The sequence below is a fragment of the Kushneria marisflavi genome (genome assembly GCF_002157205.1).
GTDB classification, from domain to species: Bacteria; Pseudomonadota; Gammaproteobacteria; order Pseudomonadales; family Halomonadaceae; genus Kushneria; species Kushneria marisflavi.
This window is the reverse complement of the sequence record NZ_CP021358.1, coordinates 117,151-136,979: the sequence shown is the minus strand read 5'-3', so window position 1 is coordinate 136,979 and position 19,829 is coordinate 117,151. Positions and strand designations below refer to the sequence as shown.

18 protein-coding genes and 3 tRNA genes are annotated in these 19,829 nt (G+C 55.7%); 13 read left to right on the top strand and 8 right to left on the bottom strand.

What is annotated here, in order from left to right; genetic code table 11:
- Positions 1 to 1,377, top strand: a complete 1,377-nt coding sequence (gene cysS / locus B9H00_RS00710) for a cysteine--tRNA ligase (RefSeq protein ID WP_086899035.1) — start codon at positions 1 to 3, stop codon at positions 1,375 to 1,377.
- Between the two features lie 94 nt (positions 1,378 to 1,471).
- Here cysS and folD read toward each other — a convergent pair whose 3' ends face one another.
- A complete protein-coding gene (gene folD / locus B9H00_RS00705; protein WP_086899034.1) occupies positions 1,472 to 2,329 on the bottom strand; it encodes a bifunctional methylenetetrahydrofolate dehydrogenase/methenyltetrahydrofolate cyclohydrolase FolD in 858 nt (285 codons plus the stop codon).
- A gap of 207 nt (positions 2,330 to 2,536) precedes the next feature.
- Between folD and B9H00_RS00700 the strand changes: the two genes are divergently transcribed.
- The 10 genes from B9H00_RS00700 (at position 2,537) to B9H00_RS00655 (ending at position 12,749) form a co-directional block, all read left to right on the top strand.
- Positions 2,537 to 2,613 (top strand) — tRNA-Pro (locus tag B9H00_RS00700).
- Positions 2,614 to 2,678: 65 nt separating this feature from the next.
- Positions 2,679 to 2,755: transfer RNA gene (locus B9H00_RS00695), tRNA-Arg, on the top strand.
- Positions 2,756 to 2,796: 41 nt separating this feature from the next.
- Positions 2,797 to 2,871, top strand: a tRNA-His gene (locus tag B9H00_RS00690).
- Between the two features lie 276 nt (positions 2,872 to 3,147).
- Entirely contained in the window at positions 3,148 to 4,494 is a 1,347-nt protein-coding gene (gene tig / locus B9H00_RS00685) for a trigger factor (RefSeq protein WP_086622763.1), read from the top strand.
- Between the two features lie 91 nt (positions 4,495 to 4,585).
- On the top strand, positions 4,586 to 5,206 hold the full coding sequence (gene clpP, locus B9H00_RS00680) for an ATP-dependent Clp endopeptidase proteolytic subunit ClpP (protein ID WP_086899033.1): 621 nt from the start codon (positions 4,586 to 4,588) through the stop codon (positions 5,204 to 5,206).
- A gap of 66 nt (positions 5,207 to 5,272) precedes the next feature.
- Positions 5,273 to 6,562 carry an ATP-dependent Clp protease ATP-binding subunit ClpX gene (clpX, locus tag B9H00_RS00675; protein WP_086622765.1) on the top strand — a complete coding sequence of 430 codons (1,290 nt, stop codon included), beginning with the start codon at positions 5,273 to 5,275 and terminating at the stop codon, positions 6,560 to 6,562.
- Positions 6,563 to 6,717: 155 nt separating this feature from the next.
- Positions 6,718 to 9,132, top strand: a complete 2,415-nt coding sequence (gene lon, locus B9H00_RS00670; protein ID WP_086899032.1) for an endopeptidase La — start codon at positions 6,718 to 6,720, stop codon at positions 9,130 to 9,132.
- Positions 9,133 to 9,305: 173 nt separating this feature from the next.
- Positions 9,306 to 9,578, top strand: a complete 273-nt coding sequence (gene hupB / locus B9H00_RS00665) for a nucleoid-associated protein HU-beta (RefSeq protein WP_086622767.1) — start codon at positions 9,306 to 9,308, stop codon at positions 9,576 to 9,578.
- Positions 9,579 to 9,796: 218 nt separating this feature from the next.
- Positions 9,797 to 11,635, top strand: a complete 1,839-nt coding sequence (locus tag B9H00_RS00660; protein WP_086899031.1) for a SurA N-terminal domain-containing protein — start codon at positions 9,797 to 9,799, stop codon at positions 11,633 to 11,635.
- A 109-nt stretch (positions 11,636 to 11,744) separates the two neighbouring features.
- A complete protein-coding gene (locus B9H00_RS00655; RefSeq protein ID WP_086899030.1) occupies positions 11,745 to 12,749 on the top strand; it encodes an NADP-dependent oxidoreductase in 1,005 nt (334 codons plus the stop codon).
- A 61-nt stretch (positions 12,750 to 12,810) separates the two neighbouring features.
- On the opposite strand, the gene B9H00_RS00650 is transcribed toward B9H00_RS00655, so the two are convergent.
- The 6 genes from B9H00_RS00650 to B9H00_RS00625 all read right to left on the bottom strand — a co-directional run bounded on the left by B9H00_RS00650 (position 12,811) and on the right by B9H00_RS00625 (position 16,745).
- Entirely contained in the window at positions 12,811 to 13,116 is a 306-nt protein-coding gene (locus tag B9H00_RS00650) for a YkgJ family cysteine cluster protein (RefSeq protein ID WP_236944316.1), read from the bottom strand.
- On the bottom strand, positions 13,113 to 13,961 hold the full coding sequence (locus B9H00_RS00645; protein ID WP_086899029.1) for a 6-pyruvoyl trahydropterin synthase family protein: 849 nt from the start codon (positions 13,959 to 13,961) through the stop codon (positions 13,113 to 13,115). The genes B9H00_RS00650 and B9H00_RS00645 overlap by 4 nt, the downstream gene beginning before the upstream one ends.
- Positions 13,961 to 14,605, bottom strand: coding sequence for a 7-carboxy-7-deazaguanine synthase (gene queE / locus B9H00_RS00640; protein ID WP_086899028.1), 645 nt, complete (start codon positions 14,603 to 14,605; stop codon positions 13,961 to 13,963). Before queE ends, B9H00_RS00645 begins: the two co-directional genes overlap by 1 nt.
- Positions 14,606 to 14,607: 2 nt before the next feature.
- Positions 14,608 to 15,306, bottom strand: coding sequence for a 7-cyano-7-deazaguanine synthase QueC (gene queC, locus B9H00_RS00635; RefSeq protein WP_086899027.1), 699 nt, complete (start codon positions 15,304 to 15,306; stop codon positions 14,608 to 14,610).
- Positions 15,307 to 15,555: 249 nt separating this feature from the next.
- Positions 15,556 to 16,173, bottom strand: a complete 618-nt coding sequence (locus B9H00_RS00630; protein WP_086899026.1) for a CBS domain-containing protein — start codon at positions 16,171 to 16,173, stop codon at positions 15,556 to 15,558.
- A gap of 71 nt (positions 16,174 to 16,244) precedes the next feature.
- Positions 16,245 to 16,745, bottom strand: a complete 501-nt coding sequence (locus B9H00_RS00625; RefSeq protein ID WP_086899025.1) for a hypothetical protein — start codon at positions 16,743 to 16,745, stop codon at positions 16,245 to 16,247.
- 240 nt (positions 16,746 to 16,985) lie between these two features.
- Between B9H00_RS00625 and B9H00_RS00620 the strand changes: the two genes are divergently transcribed.
- Positions 16,986 to 17,585, top strand: a complete 600-nt coding sequence (locus B9H00_RS00620) for a hypothetical protein (protein ID WP_157663152.1) — start codon at positions 16,986 to 16,988, stop codon at positions 17,583 to 17,585.
- An 81-nt stretch (positions 17,586 to 17,666) separates the two neighbouring features.
- On the opposite strand, the gene B9H00_RS00615 is transcribed toward B9H00_RS00620, so the two are convergent.
- Positions 17,667 to 18,263, bottom strand: a complete 597-nt coding sequence (locus B9H00_RS00615) for a rhomboid family intramembrane serine protease (protein ID WP_086899023.1) — start codon at positions 18,261 to 18,263, stop codon at positions 17,667 to 17,669.
- Between the two features lie 163 nt (positions 18,264 to 18,426).
- On the opposite strand from B9H00_RS00615, the gene B9H00_RS00610 reads away from it, so the two are divergent.
- Complete coding sequence (locus B9H00_RS00610) at positions 18,427 to 19,818, top strand: ethanolamine ammonia-lyase subunit EutB (RefSeq protein WP_086899022.1); 1,392 nt, start codon at positions 18,427 to 18,429, stop codon at positions 19,816 to 19,818.
- Positions 19,819 to 19,829: the final 11 nt, after the last annotated feature.

Here is a 19,829-nt window from a genome sequence, read left to right as displayed (position 1 = left end):
GTGCAGATTTACAATACCCTGACGCGTCAGAAGGAAGTCTTTGCTCCCATTGATGCCGGCAATGTACGCATGTACGTCTGTGGCATGACCGTGTATGACTACTGTCATCTGGGGCATGCGCGCATGCTGGTCGCATTTGATGTCATCACCCGCTGGTTGCGTGCCAGCGGATATGGTCTGACCTACGTGCGCAACATTACCGATGTCGACGACAAGATTCTGGTGCGCGCCAGGGACAACAACGAGCCGATCAATGCGCTGACAGAGCGCATGATCGATGCGATGCATGAAGACGAGCGGCGACTCGGCGTGCTGCCTCCGGACCAGGAGCCGCGCGCCACGGCACATATCGACGACATCACTGCCATGATCGAGACTCTGATCGAGCGTGGCTATGCCTATCAGGCCGATAATGGTGACGTGTTCTACCGCGTGCGTCGTTTCGAGCGTTACGGAGCACTCAATAATCGCAATCCGGACGACATGCGCTCTGGTGCAAGGGTTGATATCGACCAGGCCAAGGAAGATCCGCTGGATTTTGTGCTCTGGAAAAGCGCGACGCCTGGTGAGGCCAGCTGGCCATCGCCGTGGGGCGAAGGCCGACCAGGCTGGCATATTGAATGTTCGGCCATGTCGACCTGCTGTCTGGGCAATACCTTCGATATTCATGGGGGCGGGCCGGATCTTGCCTTTCCCCATCATGAAAACGAGATTGCGCAAAGCGAGGCGGCCACCGGGCAGAAATATGTCAACACCTGGATGCATGCCGGGGCACTCAGGGTTGATAACGAAAAAATGTCCAAGTCACTGGGCAACTTCTTTACCGTGCGCGATGTATTGAAAGAGCATGATCCGGAGGTCGTGCGTTATCTTCTGGTGGCCAGTCATTATCGCAGCGCGATCAACTATGCGCCTGACACGCTCAAGGATGCCAGACGTTCACTGGAGCGTTTTTATAATGCGCTTGACGGGGTGGAGGCCATCCAGGGGAATGTCGACGATGATTACGCGACGCGCTTTACCCGGGCGATGGATGATGACTTCAATACACCGGAAGCGCTGGCGGTCATGTTCGAGCTGGTGCGCGAGATCAATCGCCATCGTGATGATGCCGTACAGGCCGGCGCCCTGGCGCATGAATTGATTCGGCTGGGCAACCTGCTGGGGCTGCTGGAGCGCTCGCCGGGTGATTTTCTGCAGGGGGCGTCGTCCGGCCTTGATGACGAGGAGATCGCGCGACAGATCGAGGCAAGAAATGCGGCGCGTCGCAATCGTGATTTCGCTGAGGCTGACCGCATTCGCGATGCGCTCGCAGAGCAGGGTATTATTCTTAAAGACAGTCGGGAAGGTACGACATGGGTCAGCGAAAGCCGCTGATACATATGTCGGCCCCAGGGCTTGTTCATTATATAAAGAAAGGCCCCGCCAATGGCGGGGCCTTTTCGTATCCAGCACTTGGTGCAGTGTCATCTCAGCCATGCTCATGCAACTCGGCAGCTGTGAGCGTATTTTCCAGCAGCGATGCCACGGTCATTGGGCCAACGCCGCCCGGTACCGGTGTGATGTGAGAGGCGCGCTCCCGGGCACCCTCGAACTCGACATCGCCCACCAGCTTGCCTTCGGCGGTGCGGTTGATGCCGACATCAATCACGATAGCGCCCGGGCGAATCCATTCACTCTTGACCAGATTCGGGTTACCCACGGCCACGATCAGCAGTTCAGCACTTTCAACATGCTGCTTGAGATCGCGCGTAAACCTGTGGCATACCGTGATGGTGCACCCTGCCAGCAGTAACTCGAGGGCCATCGGGCGGCCGACGATATTGGAGGCGCCCACGATAGTGGCGGTCATGCCTCGGACATCAAGCTGGTGCTCGTTGAGCAGTGTCATGACGCCCATGGGCGTGCAGGGGCGCAGGGTGGGCATGCGCTGTGCCAGACGGCCAAGGTTATAGGGATGAAAACCATCGATGTCCTTGTGCGGATGAATGCGCTCAAGCAGGGGGCGAGCATCAAGATGGCCGGGCAGTGGCAGCTGTAACAGGATGCCATCGACGCTGGTATCGGCATTGAGCTGGTCTATCAGCGCTTCCAGTGCGTGCTGGGAAGTATCTGCCGGCAGCTTGTGCTGAAAGGAAAGAATGCCGGCCTGTTCACAGGCGCGATGCTTGTTGCGTACATAGACCTCCGATGCAGCATCATCGCCTACCAGTACCACAGCCAGGCCAGGCACTCTCTTGCCCTCTCGGCGACGTTGGGCTACCTGCTGGGTAACTCTTTCACGCACCTTTTGTGCTGTGGCCTTGCCGTCTATCAACTGTGCACTCATCTATATTCTGTCCTGGTGACGATTCGAGTGAGCCTTGCTCATAAGTGCTGCAATTGTCGCATCCCGCCGGGTGCAGTCAATGAATGTTCTTTCGGTAGTAGAGGAAAGGCGCGAAAGCGCACATGACAAGTTATGCTTGACCCCGATCTGTTATCAGGTAAAATGCGCCTCGCATTGGCAGCGGCCTCGGCAGAGGTGCTGGCGTATCGGGGTATAGCGCAGTCTGGTAGCGCGCCTGCTTTGGGAGCAGGATGTCGGGGGTTCAAATCCCTCTACCCCGACCAACCTTTTGATTTTGATAAAGAATTTAAAATCAAAGGTTGACAGCAAGAGCCACGGTCAATAGAATGCGCCCATAGCTCAACCGGATAGAGCAACGGCCTTCTAAGCCGTAGGTTGCAGGTTCGAGTCCTGCTGGGCGTGCCAATAAAGCAAGTTTGGTTAACGTTGCCAGCAAGAAAGTAATGGTGGGTGTAGCTCAGTGGTAGAGCCCCGGATTGTGGCTCCGGTGGTCGTGGGTTCGATCCCCATCATCCACCCCATTATTTTTAGGCGCTGATGAATGTCGGCGTTTGTGTCGAAAAGGGCGGCCCTGTTGGGTCGCCCTTTTTGCTTTGCATGCCATCCATTGGTGGCCTGTTCGGGAAGAGGGTTTGCTGACATCCAGTAAGCAAAGAAATTCCACTTTTCCCCTTGAAATCGTATTAATCGGTGCCAATTAAGGCTTCGAGCTTGCCAGTATCTGATGGGGTTCTTAAAATCTGCGCCCTTGAGTTTTTTATTTCGAACACGCCACCTGAGTGGGTAGAGGATCATTCATGCAAGTTTCAGTCGAAACGACTTCACCGATCGAGCGTCGCGTAACCGTCCAGGTCCCGGCTCAAGAAGTGGACAAAAATGTCGATGAGCGACTCAAGGATACTGCTCGTCGTGTACGCTTGGATGGTTTCCGTTCAGGACGCGTTCCGATGAGCGTTGTTCGCCAGCGTTTTGGTCGTGATGTACGCAACGAAGTCGTTGATGAAGTGATGCGTCAGCATTATGTACGCGCCATCACCGAAAACGAGCTTAATCCAGCGGGCTATCCCTCACTGGAAGCAACTGTTAATGAAGCTGGCAAGGATCTCGAATTCGTCGCGACTCTGGAAGTTTATCCTTCCATCGAGTTGACGCTGCCTGAAGACGAGCAGATCGAGCGTCCTCAAGCCGAAATCAGCGATGCCGATATCGACGAAATGATCGATACGCTTCGCAAGCAGAATGCACAGTGGAACGATGTTGAGCGTGCTGCTGCCGATGGCGATCAAATCACCATTGATTTCGAGGGTTTCCTTGGTGATGAGCCCTTCGAGGGCGGTAGTGCCGAAGGTCATCAGCTGGTACTGGGTTCCAACAGCTTTATTCCCGGTTTTGAAGATCAGCTGGTCGGTGTCCAGGCAGGTGAGGAACGTGAAGTCACGGTCACCTTCCCTGAAGATTATCAGGCCGAGCATCTGGCCGGTCAGGAAGCACGCTTCAAGACCACTACACACAAGGTCCAGGCGCAGGAATTGCCTGAAGTTGACGCCGAGTTCATGTCCCGTTTCGGTGTTGAAGACGGCGACAATGACAGCTTCCGCAAGGAAGTGCGTAACAACATGCAGCGCGAACTGGATAACGCCATCGACAATCGTGTGCGCCAGCAACTGATCGATGCGCTGAAAGCTCGTAACGAAGTATCTGTACCGAGCTCTCTGATTTCTCAGGAAGTCGAAGGGCTCAAGCGTCAGGCCGCACAGCAGTTCGGTCTGGGCGACGATTTCGATGTGTCTCAGCTGCCCGACGAGCTGTTTGCCGAACAGGCGCGCGGCCGTGTTGAAGTTGGCCTGCTTCTGGCAGAAGTGGTCAGCCATTTCGAACTGGACGCTGACGACGATGAAATTCGTGCCTTCATCGAAGAGCAGGCGGGTCAGTTTGAACAGCCTGAACAGGTTGTCGAGCAATATATGGGCAACGAGCAGATGAAAAACCAGGTGAAATCTGCTGTGCTTGAACGCAAGGCGATCGACAGGCTGCTGGATAAGGCCAGCGTTGTTGAAACGCCCATGAGCTATCAGGAAGCCCTTCAGGCCGCGCAGCAGCAAAATGCTGACGAAGCTGAAGAAACCGAAGAGCAGGCCGGCTGATATCCGGCGTCACAGCCATGTCCAGGCTGGCAGTCGGGGCCCGGCTAAAGCCGGGTTCTATCATTGGCCCACATCACTGTAAGGTTGCTACATGAGAAGCGAGTCTGATATTACCAATGCTGGTGGGCTGGTCCCCATGGTGGTGGAGCAGAACGCACGTGGCGAGCGGGCCTACGACATTTACTCTCGTCTGCTCAAGGAACGCGTCATTTTTCTTGTTGGCCCGGTCGAAGACTACAGTGCCAATCTGATCGTGGCGCAGCTGCTCTTTCTGGAGTCAGAGAATCCTGACAAGGATATCCATCTCTATATCAACTCTCCGGGCGGTTCAGTGACTGCCGGCATGTCGATCTACGACACCATGCAGTTTATCAAGCCCAATGTTTCAACGGTGTGTATCGGTCAGGCTGCCAGCATGGGGGCATTGCTGCTGGCAGGTGGCGCAGAAGGCAAGCGTTACTGCCTTCCTCATTCGCGCATGATGATTCACCAGCCGCTGGGTGGTTTCCAGGGACAGGCCAGCGACATCGAAATTCACACGCGTGAAATCCTGACGATTCGACAGCGTCTTAATGAAATTCTGGCGCATCACACCGGGCAGGATATCGAAAAAATTGCGCGTGATACCGATCGTGACAACTTCATGAACGGTGAACAGGCTGTCGAGTACGGTCTGATCGATGCAACGCTGGCGCATCGCCCGGTATCCTGATAGCGTTGATTCAGAGTTTGACCATGATGGCGTGCCAGTGCGCCGCCATCTTCAAGAGGTACGCGAATGGCTGACGGCAAAGGCAAGGACGAAGGCGGAAAGCTGCTTTATTGCTCATTTTGTGGCAAAAACCAGAATGAAGTACGTAAGCTTATCGCTGGACCCTCTGTTTACATCTGCGATGAATGTGTTGATTTATGCAACGACATCATTCGCGAAGAGGTCGTGGAGTCCGAAGCGTCTTCCGACGACGAGCGTCTTCCTGCTCCACGGGAAATTCGCAACACGCTTGATGATTATGTCATCGGTCAGGACCGCGCCAAGATGGTGCTTTCCGTTGCCGTTTACAATCACTACAAGCGGCTAAAGGTAGGTCAGCAAAAGGGTGACGATCGAGTTGAGCTTGGCAAGAGCAATATTCTGCTGATCGGTCCCACTGGCAGTGGCAAAACGCTGCTGGCAGAGACCATGGCTCGCCTTCTCAATGTACCCTTTACCATTGCTGACGCCACGACGCTGACAGAAGCGGGCTATGTTGGTGAAGATGTTGAAAACATCATTCAAAAGCTTCTGCAAAAATGCGATTACGACGTAGAGAAGGCTCAGCGTGGTATTGTCTATATCGATGAAATCGACAAGATTTCTCGTAAATCGGACAACCCCTCCATTACACGTGATGTCTCGGGGGAAGGCGTTCAGCAGGCGCTTCTCAAGCTGATTGAGGGTACTACGGCTTCTGTTCCTCCACAGGGTGGACGCAAGCATCCTCAGCAGGAGTTTCTCCAGGTCGATACCGGCAATATTCTGTTTATTGTTGGTGGTGCCTTCGCCGGGCTGGACAAGGTCATTAGTGATCGTGCCGAGCGTGGCGGTATCGGCTTCAATGCCGTCGTCAAGAGCAAGGATACCAACAAGGGTGTTGGCGATATCCTTGCAAGCGTCGAGCCCGAGGATCTGGTCAAGTACGGCCTCATCCCCGAGTTTGTCGGCCGTCTGCCGGTCATTGCCACGCTCAATGAGCTCGATGAGCAGGCACTGATCCAGATTTTGACCGAGCCCAAGAACTCTCTGATACGCCAGTACGTTCGTCTGTTTGAAATGGAAGGCGTCGAACTGGATTTTCGAGAGGATGCGCTCAAGGCGGTTGCCAACAAGGCCATGGTAAGACGTGCGGGGGCCCGCGGTCTTCGTTCGATACTGGAATCCGTACTGCTGGATACCATGTATGAAATTCCCTCCGCCGAGAATGTTGTCAAGGTGGTCATCGATGAGACCGTCATCAACGGTGACAGCAAACCGTTGCTGATTTATGCCAACCAGCAGGAAAGCAAGCTGGTCGTTGGCGACGATCGATAATCAGCAAGATGATGCTTGATCGGGGGGCCGTCACGGCCCCCCAGTCATATCAGACTCCTGCCCGGTAAACGGTTGTAATTCCTGCCGTCATCCCCATATTGATCCCATCAAAGTCGCTTCGTGCGGCCCACACACAAGATTCGAGGTTGTCTGCGATGGAGCGTAACCCCGCACAGACGTTAAACATACCCCTGTTGCCGCTGCGAGACGTTGTCGTCTATCCGCAGATGGTCATACCGTTGTTCGTGGGTCGCGAGAAATCGATTCGTGCCCTCGAAGCCGCGATGGAATCGGACAAACAGGTGTTGCTGGTCGCTCAGCGCGATGCCGGACAGGACAATCCCGAAGTGGAAGACCTGTTCGATATCGGAACCATCGCCAGTATCATGCAACTGCTTCGCCTACCGGATGGGACCGTCAAGGTGCTCATTGAAGGCAGCTCTCGAGCTGACATTGCTGAAGTCGATGACAGTGAAGACGAGAATGGCTACCCGGTGGCCAGCGTTACCCTGAGAGAAAGCGAGCCGCTCAACGAGCGCGAGCAGGAGTCATTGGTACGCGTACTGCTGGATCAGTTCGAGCAGTACGTCAAGCTGTCGCGCAAGGTACCCAATGAAGTACTGAGCTCGCTTCAGGGGATCGAGGATGCCAGCCGTCTGGTCGATACCATCAGTGCTCATCTGTCGCTCGAGATTGGCGATAAGCAGTCCCTGCTTGAGATGGACAAGGTACGCGATCGCGTCGAGCATTTGATGACGTTGATCGAGTCCGAAATTGATCTGTTGCAGGTAGAAAAGCGCATTCGCTCCCGCGTTAAGGAGCAGATGGAGAAATCCCAGCGCGAGTATTACCTCAACGAGCAGATGAAAGCCATCCAGAAAGAAATGGGTGAGCTTGAAAATACGCCCAATGAGGCGGATCAGTACGAACAGAAGATTGCCGAATCCGGCATGTCGGCTGAAGCCGAAGAAAAGGCTCGTCAGGAGCTCAACAAGCTCAAGATGATGGCGCCGGCTTCTGCTGAGGCGACGGTTGTGCGCTCCTACCTCGACTGGATTCTGGCTGTTCCCTGGAAAAAACGAACACGTGTTCGTCATGATATCAGTCATGCCGAGCAGGTGCTCGAAGAAGACCACTACGGGCTTGAAGAGGTCAAGGAGCGCATCCTTGACTATCTGGCCGTTCAAAAGCGTGTACGCAAGCTCAAGGGGCCTGTCCTTTGTCTGGTAGGGCCTCCGGGCGTGGGCAAGACCTCACTGGGTCAATCCATAGCGCGTGCGACCAATCGCAAGTACACGCGACTGGCGCTGGGTGGCGTGCGTGATGAGTCGGAAATTCGTGGCCATCGCCGGACCTATATCGGTTCCATGCCTGGCAAGGTGTTGCAGCGCATGAGCAAGACCGGCGTGCGTAATCCGCTGTTCCTGCTGGATGAAATCGACAAGGTGGGCATGGATCATCGCGGCGACCCTTCGTCGGCGCTGCTGGAAGTGCTGGATCCGGAACAAAATGACAAGTTCAGCGATCACTACCTGGAGCTGGATTACGATCTTTCGGATGTCATGTTCATCTGTACTGCGAACTCAATGAACATTCCGGGGCCGCTTCTGGACCGCATGGAAGTCATTCGAATTCCGGGTTACACCGAAGATGAAAAGCTTGGCATTGCCAGACGCTATCTGGCGCCCAAGCAGCTCAAGGCCAACGGCCTGAAAAAGAACGAGCTGGTGCTGAGCGATGAGGCGCTGCTTGAGCTGATCCGTTATTACACCCGCGAAGCCGGGGTGCGTGAGCTCGAAAGGCAGATCGCCAAGGTCGCGCGCAAGGTGCTTCGTGAGCGTATCGGTAATGAAGTGGCCCAGGTAGATAGCCCCACACAGCATCTGGAAGCTTCCGATATTGAGCGCTATGCTGGGGTCAGACGTTTCAGCTATGGTCTGGCTGATCAGGCGCATCAGGTTGGGCGAGTGACCGGACTGGCATGGACCTCCGTAGGAGGCGAAATCCTTAACATCGAATCGGTGGTTACACCGGGCAAGGGACGCGTCAACAAGACAGGTTCTCTTGGCGATGTCATGAAGGAGTCGGTCAGTGCAGCGCACACGGTAGTACGCTCGCGCGCCGCCGCGCTCGGTATCGACCCTGAGCGGTTCGAGAAGGAAGATCTTCACATCCACGTGCCCGAAGGGGCGACCCCCAAGGATGGTCCAAGCGCTGGTATCGCCATGGTCACGGCCATGGTGTCGGCCTACACCAACCGAGCGGTCCGTGCAGATGTTGCCATGACCGGCGAGGTGAATCTCCGGGGTGAGGTCATGCCGATCGGCGGTCTCAAGGAGAAATTGCTGGCTGCCCGACGTGGTGGTATAAAGATTGCACTAATACCCGAAGAAAATCGTCGTGATCTCAAGGAAGTCCCGGATACCATCAAGGATGCACTTGATATCAGACCCATGCGCTGGATCGACGAAGTTCTTGAGGTTGCTCTGGTGCAAAAGAGCGATGACGATTTTGAGGACACCCGGGTAGAAGAAAAAAGTACTTCTCAAGCGTCTGTAAATACTCATTAGGGTTATTTTTGATTAATGTTGGCTAACAAAGCCTGAAATGACGGGCTTTGTTGCCAACATTGCTTGACGGTATTTGTGGTCGTTGATATAAAATGCGGCTCGTTATGATTGCGTATGCAGTTCGATTGCCGCGCTTAATCCTAGCAACGATTGTTATAGTCAAGGGGTGAAGAGTGAATAAATCCGAGCTGATTGAGGCTATTGCCGCTTCTGCAGATATTCCCAAGGCAGCGGCCGGTCGGGCTCTCGATGCCATGATCGATTCCGTGACCGATAGCCTTAAGCAGGGTGATTCCGTAGCACTGGTAGGTTTCGGAACATTCAGCATCAAGGAGCGGGCTGCACGCACTGGTCGTAACCCGCAGACTGGCAAGACCATCGAAATCAGCGCTGCCAACGTGCCCAGCTTCAAGGCCGGCAAGGCGCTGAAGGACGCTGTCAACTGATAGCGGTGTTACCTGCAATGGAAGGCGTATTTCTGGATGCCTCCCCTGTATGAAATAAACGCATCGTGAAAACGATGCGTTTTTTTATTTTGTGGACAGGTGCCGGCTTGTGACGCCTTCAGTCAGATACCGGCTTATGGCATGTCGGTTTGTGTCATGTGTCGTTATAATCCTTCGCCAAACCTTCCCATCATCCATCAATTTCAAGGGCCTGCTGCATGCTGCAAAAGATCAGAGATCGGGCACAGGGCTGGATCGCCAGAATAATCGTGGCTCTGATCGCGCTGACATTTACACTATTTGGCGCAGAATCACTGCTGAGCTATTTCAACGGTAGCCAGCGTGATGAAGCGGCTTCTGTCAATGGTGAGAAAATCAGCCGTCAGACCCTGGATACTGAAGTTCAGCGAGCCGTTCGCTCGGGACGTGTGCCACCTGAACAGCAAAACGAAGCGCGGCGCGCGATTCTGGACGGTCTGATTACCCGTACAGCCATGGAGCAGTATGCCCGTGATGGCGGTATGAGCTTCTCGGATCAGCAGGTGGATCAGCTTCTGGTCAACCGCCAGGAATTTCAGGACAGCAATGGCCATTTTTCGGCCGAGCTTTTCCAGAGAAGGTTGGGCAGCGCCGGATACACTCCCGAGGAGTTTCGCCAACAGCTTCAGGAAGACATGCTGACACAGCAGCTTCAGAACGGTTTGATTACCGGCACCTTCCTGCTGCCTTCAGAAGTCAAGCAGCTGGCCATGCTGCGCTATCAAAAGCGCGACTTTCGATATGCCATGTTGAGTGACAGTGCGCTCGAGCAGCCGGTTAAGGTGAGTGATGCCGAGGTACAATCGTGGTATGACGCCCACAAGGAAGCCTATCAGCGTCCTGAAGAGGTAAAACTTGAATATGTCGTGCTCGATCGTCGTCAGCTACCTGAAGACAATCAGGCCATCGATGAGCAGCAACTTCGTCAGCGCTACGAACAGCACCGTGTCACGGCGCCTCGTGAAGTATCGGATATCGTGGTGACCTTCGGTGATCAGCGTACGCGTGAGGAAGCTCAGCAGCGTGTTGACGAGATTGAAGCACGTCTGCAAAAGGGTGATAACTTTGCCGATCTCGCGAAACAGTACTCCGATGATCCTTCCAGTGCTGACAAGGGTGGACGAATGGGCGCTGTTACCGAGGGCATCTTCGGGCAGCCCTTTGATGAGGCCGTGGCTTCCATGGCGCCGGGTGAAGTCTCTCAGGGCGTGGAAAGTGATGGCGTCTTTCATATCATCCGTGTAGACAACATCGCCATCGACAGCTTTGAGGATATGCGCAGTCAGCTCGCCGATGAGGTTCGACAGGATCAACGCGATGAACGCTTCCAGCAGCTTGCCCAGCAGTTGAGTGATGAAAGCTTTTCAGCAGATGATCTCAAGGGCGTCGCCGACCGGTTGAATCTTCCGCTCAAGCGTACGGACTGGGTGTCTCGAGACGATCAGTTTGGCGGTGACAATGCCGTGCTGGGAGAAGCTGGCGTCATGGATGCAGCCTTCAGTGATGATGTTCTCAATAATGGCTACAACAGCGAGCCCGTAGAACTTGGGCAGGATCGTCGCGTGGTGGTCCGTGTCACCGAGCATCGCCCGGCCACGACACTGGCTCTGGATGATGTTCGTGATAAGGTCAAGCGTTCGGCGCTGGAGCAAAAGCGTCATCAGGCTCTTGCCGAGCAGGCCGATAAGGTACTGGCCTCGCTTCGCCGTGGCGATAATCCGGCCGGGCTTGAATGGCAACAGGCCAGTGGCGTGACACGCGATGGTTCGGAAGAGTTGTCTGCCGAGCTGGTCAATGCTGCCTTCGGCATGCCGCATCCGCAGGATGGCAAGCCCGGCTACGGCCATGCTGCGACAGGGAATCAGCAGGTCATTTTTGCCATTGATCAGGTCGATGATGAGGTCAGCGATGACCAGATATCAACCATGTCGGATCGTCTCTGGAATGCTCAGGCAGGGCAGACGATCAATGTCATGACAGATGCAATTCGTAACCATGCCGATATCTCGACAAATTAAATAGTCTGCTATCTTTTTCAGGGCGCAACTCCGGTTGCGCCTTTTTTTATACCTTTAAACGATTCATCTTATTGTCGGCACCCCTTTCAGGGCCTGCAGGAGAGTTTTCATGACCCAGTCACGCTATTTCACGATCAGTGAATACCCAGAAGGCCTGCCCGAGCGTTCTCTTTTTCAGCTTGAGACGCAGGAGCTGCCCGAGCTAAAAGAAGGGGAAGTGCGCATTCGTAACCAGTGGCTTTCGGTGGACCCCTACATGCGCGGACGCATGAGTGGTGTCAAAACCTATGTCGAGCCCTTCGAACTGAACAAGCCCCTGCAGGGTGGTGCGCTCGGGAAAATCATCGAGTCCCGTCACCAGACGCTCAAGGAAGGTGACCGCGTCGTTCACATGGGCGGCTGGCGAGACGTGGCACAGCTCAGCGGTGACCAGGTGCAACCGCTGCCGGATATCGATGTGCCGCCTCAGGCGTTTCTCGGCGTGCTTGGCATGCCGGGAATGACGGCCTGGGTCGGACTGACACTTGTGGCGGAGCTCAAGTCTTCGGATACCGTGCTGATTTCAGCCGCCAGCGGTGCCGTGGGCTCGCTGGCCGCGCAGCTGGCCTCTCAGAAGGGCTGTACCGTCATTGGTAGCGCCGGCAGCCAGGAGAAGCGGGAGTGGCTTGAAGCTCACGGTATCAAGGCGATCGATCATCATCAGAGTGCCGATGAGATCAAGAAGGCGCTCAAGGAAGCTGCACCGCAGGGCATCGACGTTTACTACGAAAACGTGGGTGGTCCCATGCTGGAGGCGGCCCTGGACGTCATGAACGATTTCGGTCGAATAGCGGTTTGCGGCATGATCTCGCGTTACAACGAAGCAGCGCCTTCTGCCGGCCCTGCCAATATTTCAGCCGTATTGACCAAACGCCTGCGTATGCAGGGCTTTATTGTTTATGAATGGATCAAGGGCCATGAGCAGGCGTTTTACCAGCAGGTAGGCCCGCTGGTTGCAGATGGCCGCATCGAGTATCGTGAAACCATGGAAGAAGGGCTTGAACGGACACCGGATGCTTTTCTGGCTCTGTTTGAGGGCAGTAACCAGGGCAAGATGCTGGTCAAGCTGGACTGATCATTAGTGTCATGGTGATAGTAATCGTAATGAACCCGCCCAATGGGCGGGTTCACTGTTTTCAGGGCATGCTGCTCGCTTCAAGCAGGGCAATCGTATCGAGTGCCTCTTTTCGCGAGTAACCACAGATCTCCTGATCGTAAGTGAAGTCGTGACATACCCCTGGTCGGCGCGGATCACCAAAAAGCTGACAAAGATTGTTGTCATCAAGCTGGATACAGCGAACGCCGGCAGGTTTGCCGTGGGGCATTCCAGGAATAGCGGAACTGATGGACGGTGCAATGCAGCAGGCACCACAGCCTGGACGGCAGCCGTCCTGCTGGCGGCTTGTGGCGATCATGTCATGATGTCCATCATCGGTGTTCATGCGCTATCCCGGGCGCCCTGGGCAGTTGCGACAGCCCCCTTGTCGATCCCTTCAAACGCTTGCACCCTCACGCTGCCTCCATGCAGTGACGCAATTTCCTGTGCCATCCAGTTGGCAATCTGCTCGACGGTTGTGGGCGTTGGCAGGATCTCGGCGCGGTCACGCGGCAGTCGTATCGAAAAACGGCCCTGAGCCGATTCATAACCGACATGACAGGTCTCGTTGTCGGTACCGATCAAATCCGCCTGATCGATCAGGTAAATATCTTCAAGACGCTGTGACCACTGAGTTTCAAGTGTCTCGCTGCGCTGTCCGTTGTGCCAGATCGCCAGGCGCGAGCGATGACCGTGTGCGATGCGCTGACAGTTGCCGCTGTGGCGACGAAGGCCATGGCTATAGGTGTAGCCACCGGCATCATGAGATTCCTCGCGCAGCGTCACCCGTATTTTTTCTACCTGTGCCGGCGGACGCCGAGAAAGTTCGGCAGAGAGATAGTCTCCCAGACGTTCGGGCGTAATCTGTTGCCAGGGCAGCAGGGTGTAGGCCTGACGCGGTGCTCGAAGCTCCATTGGCCAGGGATGGCGGGTCTGCAGGCGCAGGCCTTCGCTGCATTCACTGACCGAGATGTCGTGTGCTTTTGTCGGCACCAACAGGGTGTGATCGACGCCAGCGTCGATGCGTGACTTGATCCAGGGTTTTACCTCCCCGAAATCGAACAGCATGCCGTCGTCACCGAGCTGACCTTCCAGCTCGACATCGATATGGTAGCTTGCGCCCACCAGGCCACGCTGTGGGCACCATATGGACACATCCAGCGCGCTGAGCGCATTTACGAAAAGAATCATCAATCAATACCTGCAATCTTATGCGTCTGCAGGGAAAGGCGCCACTGCGGGTTTTCCATACAGTAGGCAACCGTATCGGCCATGGTATTGCCTGTCTGGCCACGCGGCGCAAGGTCCATGGGCTGCAGAAAAAAGTGATCAAACTCGAGCGTTTTGAAGCGCTCGGGTAATGCATCCGACTGGGGATAGACCAGCTTGAGCTCGTTACCCGACAGCTGCTTGAGCTCTGCACGGCCCTTTGGGCTGACGCAAAGCCAGTCAATGCCTTCGGGCGCTGGCAGGGTGCCGTTGGTCTCTACCGCGATTTCGAAGCCGCGTTCGTGTACGGCATCAATCAGGCGGCGGTCCAGCTGGAGAAGTGGTTCTCCACCGGTGAAAACCACGTAGGGACGTGCAGAGTCCGTCTGGCGCGGCCACAGGGCAGCAATGTGTTCTGCCAGCTCGATAGCCGTTCGAAAGCGACCACCATTCTGGCCGTCCGTGCCGATAAAATCGGTATCACAAAAGCGGCAGATACTGTTGTCACGATCCTTTTCGCGCCCGGACCAGAGATTACAGCCGGTAAAACGACAGAACACCGAGGCGCGACCGGCCTGACCACCTTCTCCCTGCAGGGTGTAGAACGCTTCCTTGACGCTGTACATGGCTACACCTCCCGCGTTTGACTGGTCTGGTCACGATAGGGCAGCGGGTCTACAAGACCCTGCGATGCAAAGGCCTGAAGACGTTCGCGACAGCTGCCACATTCCCCGCAGGCAAGCGCCTCTCCCAGATAGCAGGTCCACGTATGGGCATAGTCGAGGCCCATCCTGAGCCCTTCGGCAAGAATGTCGCTCTTGCTCGCATGCAGATAAGGAGCCCGTATTTCCACGGGTGTGTAGTTGGCAATGGCTGCCACGTCGTTCATGCGTGCGACAAACTCGGGGCGGCAGTCAGGATAGATGGCGTGATCGCCGCCGTGTGCCCCGTAATAGCAGAGCTCTGCTTCAAGGTTGACGGCATGCCCGATGGCCAGCGACAGCAGAATCATGTTGCGGTTGGGCACGACCGTCGCTTTCATGTTGTCTTCGGCGTAGTCGGCGCGCGGCATCTGCTGAGTTGCATCGGTCAGTGCCGAGGCACCAATGAGTCCATGAATGGCGCGTATATCCACGACCTGATGTGCTACTCCGAGGCTTTCACAAACCTCGCGTGCAACATCGAGTTCACGGGCATGGCGCTGGCCATAGTGGAAGGAGAGCGCGTGAACTTCGTAACCTTCACGTAGTGCACGATGTAAAACGGTATAGGAGTCCATGCCGCCGGAGTAGATGACGACGGCGCGTGATGCGGTTTGTAATGTCATGACGGAGAATTTCTTTGCCGATGAGATCGACGCCCGGGATCCGGTCCGGACGAATGAAAGGCGGCAGTTTAACGCTAAACCACGGACATGTCAGTATTCAATTTTATACCGTTATCTTTTAATGATAATAAGACAGCTCCAAGAGATCACGCTTGTTAATGGATTTGTGAGGAAAACCGAGAAAGTTGAAAATTCAGGGAGCGATCAAAAAACAGGGCCGATTATCGGCCCTGCCTGTACCTCGATGACTTACAGATCGTGTCCCAGAACGACCGAACGAATGGCCGAGAAGCTGTGAGCTTCCGGGGGATGGTCGAGATTGACACCGAGTGCGTTGCTGACCTCGCGGGCAGAAATGACGCCGCGAATGCGCAGCCCGCCCTGAGCGTCGTGGTCGGTGACCAGAACATGGCGGTCGCCGGACGTTTTCAGGGTCTGCACCAGATCCCCCAGTGTGGCACGCTCGATCCGCTCGTAATCGATGGAGTGCATGTCTTCACGTGCCAGCTTGATCATGTCGACCGTAACATCGGCGCGATCAATACCACGCTCCTGCATGGCCCGCGTGACCGCACTGCCACCAAACAGGATGCGGGCACTCACGACGCCGGTAAATTCGCCCTTGTCATTGATGACCAGCAGCATATGAATGCTGTTTTGCTTCATCGTTTGAAGGGCATCATCGACACTGCTCTCGCAGGAGACGGTAAAGGCGCGGACCTGCTGGAAATCGGTCAAAAGCGCCAGCGCCGAGCTGTCCATATCCAGCGAAGCAGATGCCGTATGGTGTCCCGGGCGGCAGATGCTGGTGACGCTGTCCATCTCCTTGAGTGGCAGAGGACTATAAGGGGTAGGGGTAGTGTTCATGAGCGTCTCCTGTGCATGCCTTGTCAGGCATTTTACTCAAACATGAAAAGCCGAAAACGGGTGTCGTCCAATTACAGATGGGCCTTTAAATCGCCCCGAACCATGTCGACGAATGTGACGAAACGCGTGTCGCGATCATCATCGCTGCGATCTACCCGGCAGCCCAGCTGCATGGTGTTTTTGACCAGCAGTTCATCAAAAATTTCCAGCGTCACGCTGGTTCCAGGCATTGATCCGGGCGTAATGACCCCGTGTTCCAGCGTAAAGGTTTCAAGCAGGGTGGCCCTGACTCTGGTAGTGCCGCCTTCTGCGAGCACACGCCGTACAAACAGCCAGCCTTCGCAGGCCAGCTGCTCACCGTTGTCCTGGCGACGGCTGAACAGCGTGCGATAGCAGGCACCTTCCGAGGCGGCACGCTCTGCCATGCTTTTGTAAGAGGCCGCCATTCGTGTTGCCATGGCGCCGGACTTTGCAAGCTTTTGCACGGCACCAAGGTGTTCCTGATCCAGTTTTTCCTGTTTGGAAAAACGCTGCCAGTGCCGGTATTCCTCTAAGATTGAAGTCACATCCATCCCTGTCGTCGCTGCCAATGATAGTGTCGAGGGCTATCTTGCCGATACACAACGCTTCTCGCCAGCCCAGCCAGTAAAATATGGCCTGTCACGTTGTTGAAATCGAGCAGTCATTCATCAGAAAAGCCCTCTGTTCAAAGGCGTGTCAACATCACTTGCTGCCTGTATCAGGCAGACCGGCTCGCCATCCATTACAATCATGGCAACTGAAGGCTCGACACGGATGAGAAGCGAATCAAAATGATGAACAAGACATGGATGGGCGCTGCGGCCCTGACCCTGATGACAGGGTGTGTTTCCGGGCAATATATCCTGGACGATCAGGTCACCCAGAACCGGGAAATTCATCCCGTACAGGGGGAGGACGGTAACTATCTGGGGTCGTTCGCACTGCGCAGGCCCTATACGGAAGTGACGCCCATGCAGCTTGAGCAGTGCCTGAACGCGAATGTGGATCAGCGCCAGATCAACCTGGCAACAGGCGGGTTGCGTGATCCGATAGGCCAGAGTGAGGGGATGGCCTTCAATGGAATGTCAGGTGACGATCATCACGTCGTCTCGGGTCTGACCGGGGTCACTCATCATGACGGACGTGATCTGGCGTATCGCCTTGAAATACAGCGTCTGCCTGAAGCCAACTATTACTATTTTGATCGTCTCGGCGAGGCCGGCACTGGTGGCAGTGATCAATTTACTCCGATCGGCGCGTGGGCCGGTGCCTCACCCATTCAGGCCACTCAAGGGTATGAAGCCGTGGCGGAGCATATTCAGTCCTGCCTTGAAAAGGCCGCCGCCAATACGCCGGGTGAAGACCCGACCGGTTGGCAGCCAAAACCCTGATCTCTCGTTGGCAGTAGCCTCCCATGAAAAAGGGCCCCTTCATCAAGGGGCCCTTTTGTTATGGCCACTGGTAGCGGTGGATTAGAACGCCACGATCTGCTCCAGAAACCGAGGGCCCAGCGCCGGCTCCATCAGCAGCGCAAATACGATTCCGTAGGCAGCCCCCCACAGGTGCGCACTGTGATTGACGTTATCACCGCCACGGCGGCCGGCATAAATCGACCAGGCCGTGTAGATAATGGCAAAGACAATGGCCGGTACGGGAATGATCAGCACGTAAAGCGTGGTCCATGGCGCCGCCAGAATGAAGGCAAACAGCACCGCCGAGACGGCGCCCGAGGCGCCCAGGCTTCGATAGTTCGGATCATTACGATGCGCCAGATAGCTGGGCACAATGGCTACGATAATCGCACCCAGATAAAACCCGATGAACCCGGCCGCGCCAATGTAAGAGACAAAAAAGCGTTCGATGGCTCGCCCAAAGAAAAAGAGCGTGAACATGTTGAAAAACAGATGTGCGCCGTTGGCATGTACAAATCCATGCGTCACGAAGCGATAGATCTGGCCTCGGGCCACGGCCGGTGGCCAGAACAGCAGTTTTTCGATCAATCGATGATTGGTAAAGCAGGGGATGGAGACCGCGCAGGTCACCACGATGAGAAGTAGCGTCAGTGTCATGCGTTTCTCGTATCGATAGGGCGGTTCGCTCGATCATAGCGCAGTGCGCAATGCCATGCCTGTTTCGACGCCGAGCGCTTTTGTGGTCACTCCATGTGGCTCTCGTTTATGCTGAACGCCGGTATCACGACAAGATCAATAACATCACGATCCGGAGGTGCGCATGAGTGAATATCATCATGACGTCGGCCATAAACGCTATCGCTTTGAAAGTCTCAAAACCCTGATGGCCTGCGCAACGCCGGAACGTTCCGGAGATCAGCTGGCAGGCATTGCGGCCGCTGACAGCGAAACGCGGGCCGCAGCGCAGCTGGCACTGGCGGAGGTGCCGCTCACGCGCTTTCTCGAAGAGTTGCTGGTGCCTTACGAAGACGATGAGGTCACGCGCCTGATCGTTGACGGGCATGACCGGGAAGCCTTTGGGCGCATTGCCCACCTGAGCGTAGGCGAGTTTCGCAACTATCTGCTCTCTCATGAAGTCGACAGTGATGTGCTGGCGGCCCTGTCGCCGGGGCTGACCCCTGAAATGGTGGCCGCCGTGGCCAAGATCATGCGTCTGCAGGATCTGGTGCTGGTGGGGCGAAAGTGCCGGGTGGTCACCGCCTTTCGCAATACCATCGGGCTTGAAGGGCGATTGTCGACCCGGCTACAGCCCAATCATCCCACGGATCACCCGACCGGCATTGCGGCCAGCATTCTGGACGGGCTGCTGTACGGCAATGGCGATGCGGTCATCGGTATCAATCCGGCAACCGATAATACCGGCGCGGTGGTCACGCTTTTGAAAATGCTTGATGACATCATCAGCCACTACGAGATTCCCGCTCAGAGCTGTGTACTCACCCATGTCACCACCGCGATCGAGGCCATCAACCGTGGCGCACCCACCGATCTGGTCTTTCAATCGATTGCCGGCACTCAGGCAGCCAATCAGGGCTTTGGCATTGATCTGGCGCTTCTCAGGGAAGGACAGGAGGCGGCGCTGTCACTCCAGCGTGGCACGGTTGGCAACAACGTCATGTATTTTGAGACGGGCCAGGGCAGTGCGCTGTCGGCCAATGCCCATCACGGCGTGGACCAGCAAACGCTTGAGGCGCGCGCCTACGCCGTGGCGCGAGCGTTCGATCCGCTACTGGTCAATACGGTGGTCGGCTTTATCGGGCCGGAATATCTTTTCAACGGCAAGCAGATTACCCGGGCAGGCCTTGAGGATCATTTCTGCGGCAAGCTTCTGGGCGTGCCGATGGGGTGCGATGTCTGTTACACCAACCATGCCGAAGCCGATCAGGATGATATGGACGCGCTGTTGACCCTGCTGGGCGCTGCCGGCTGTAACTATGTGATGGGCATTCCAGGCTCCGATGACATCATGCTCAATTATCAGACCACCTCCTTTCATGATGCTCTTTATGTCCGCGAGGTGCTGGGGCTACGGGCTGCGCCCGAGTTCGAAGCCTGGCTGGAACGAATGGCCATCACTGACAGTCGCGGCAGAATCATCGTGGATCAGAATCTGCTGACCCCCTTTGCCCACGCCCTGACGCGTGCCCACTGACGGAGTGCGTC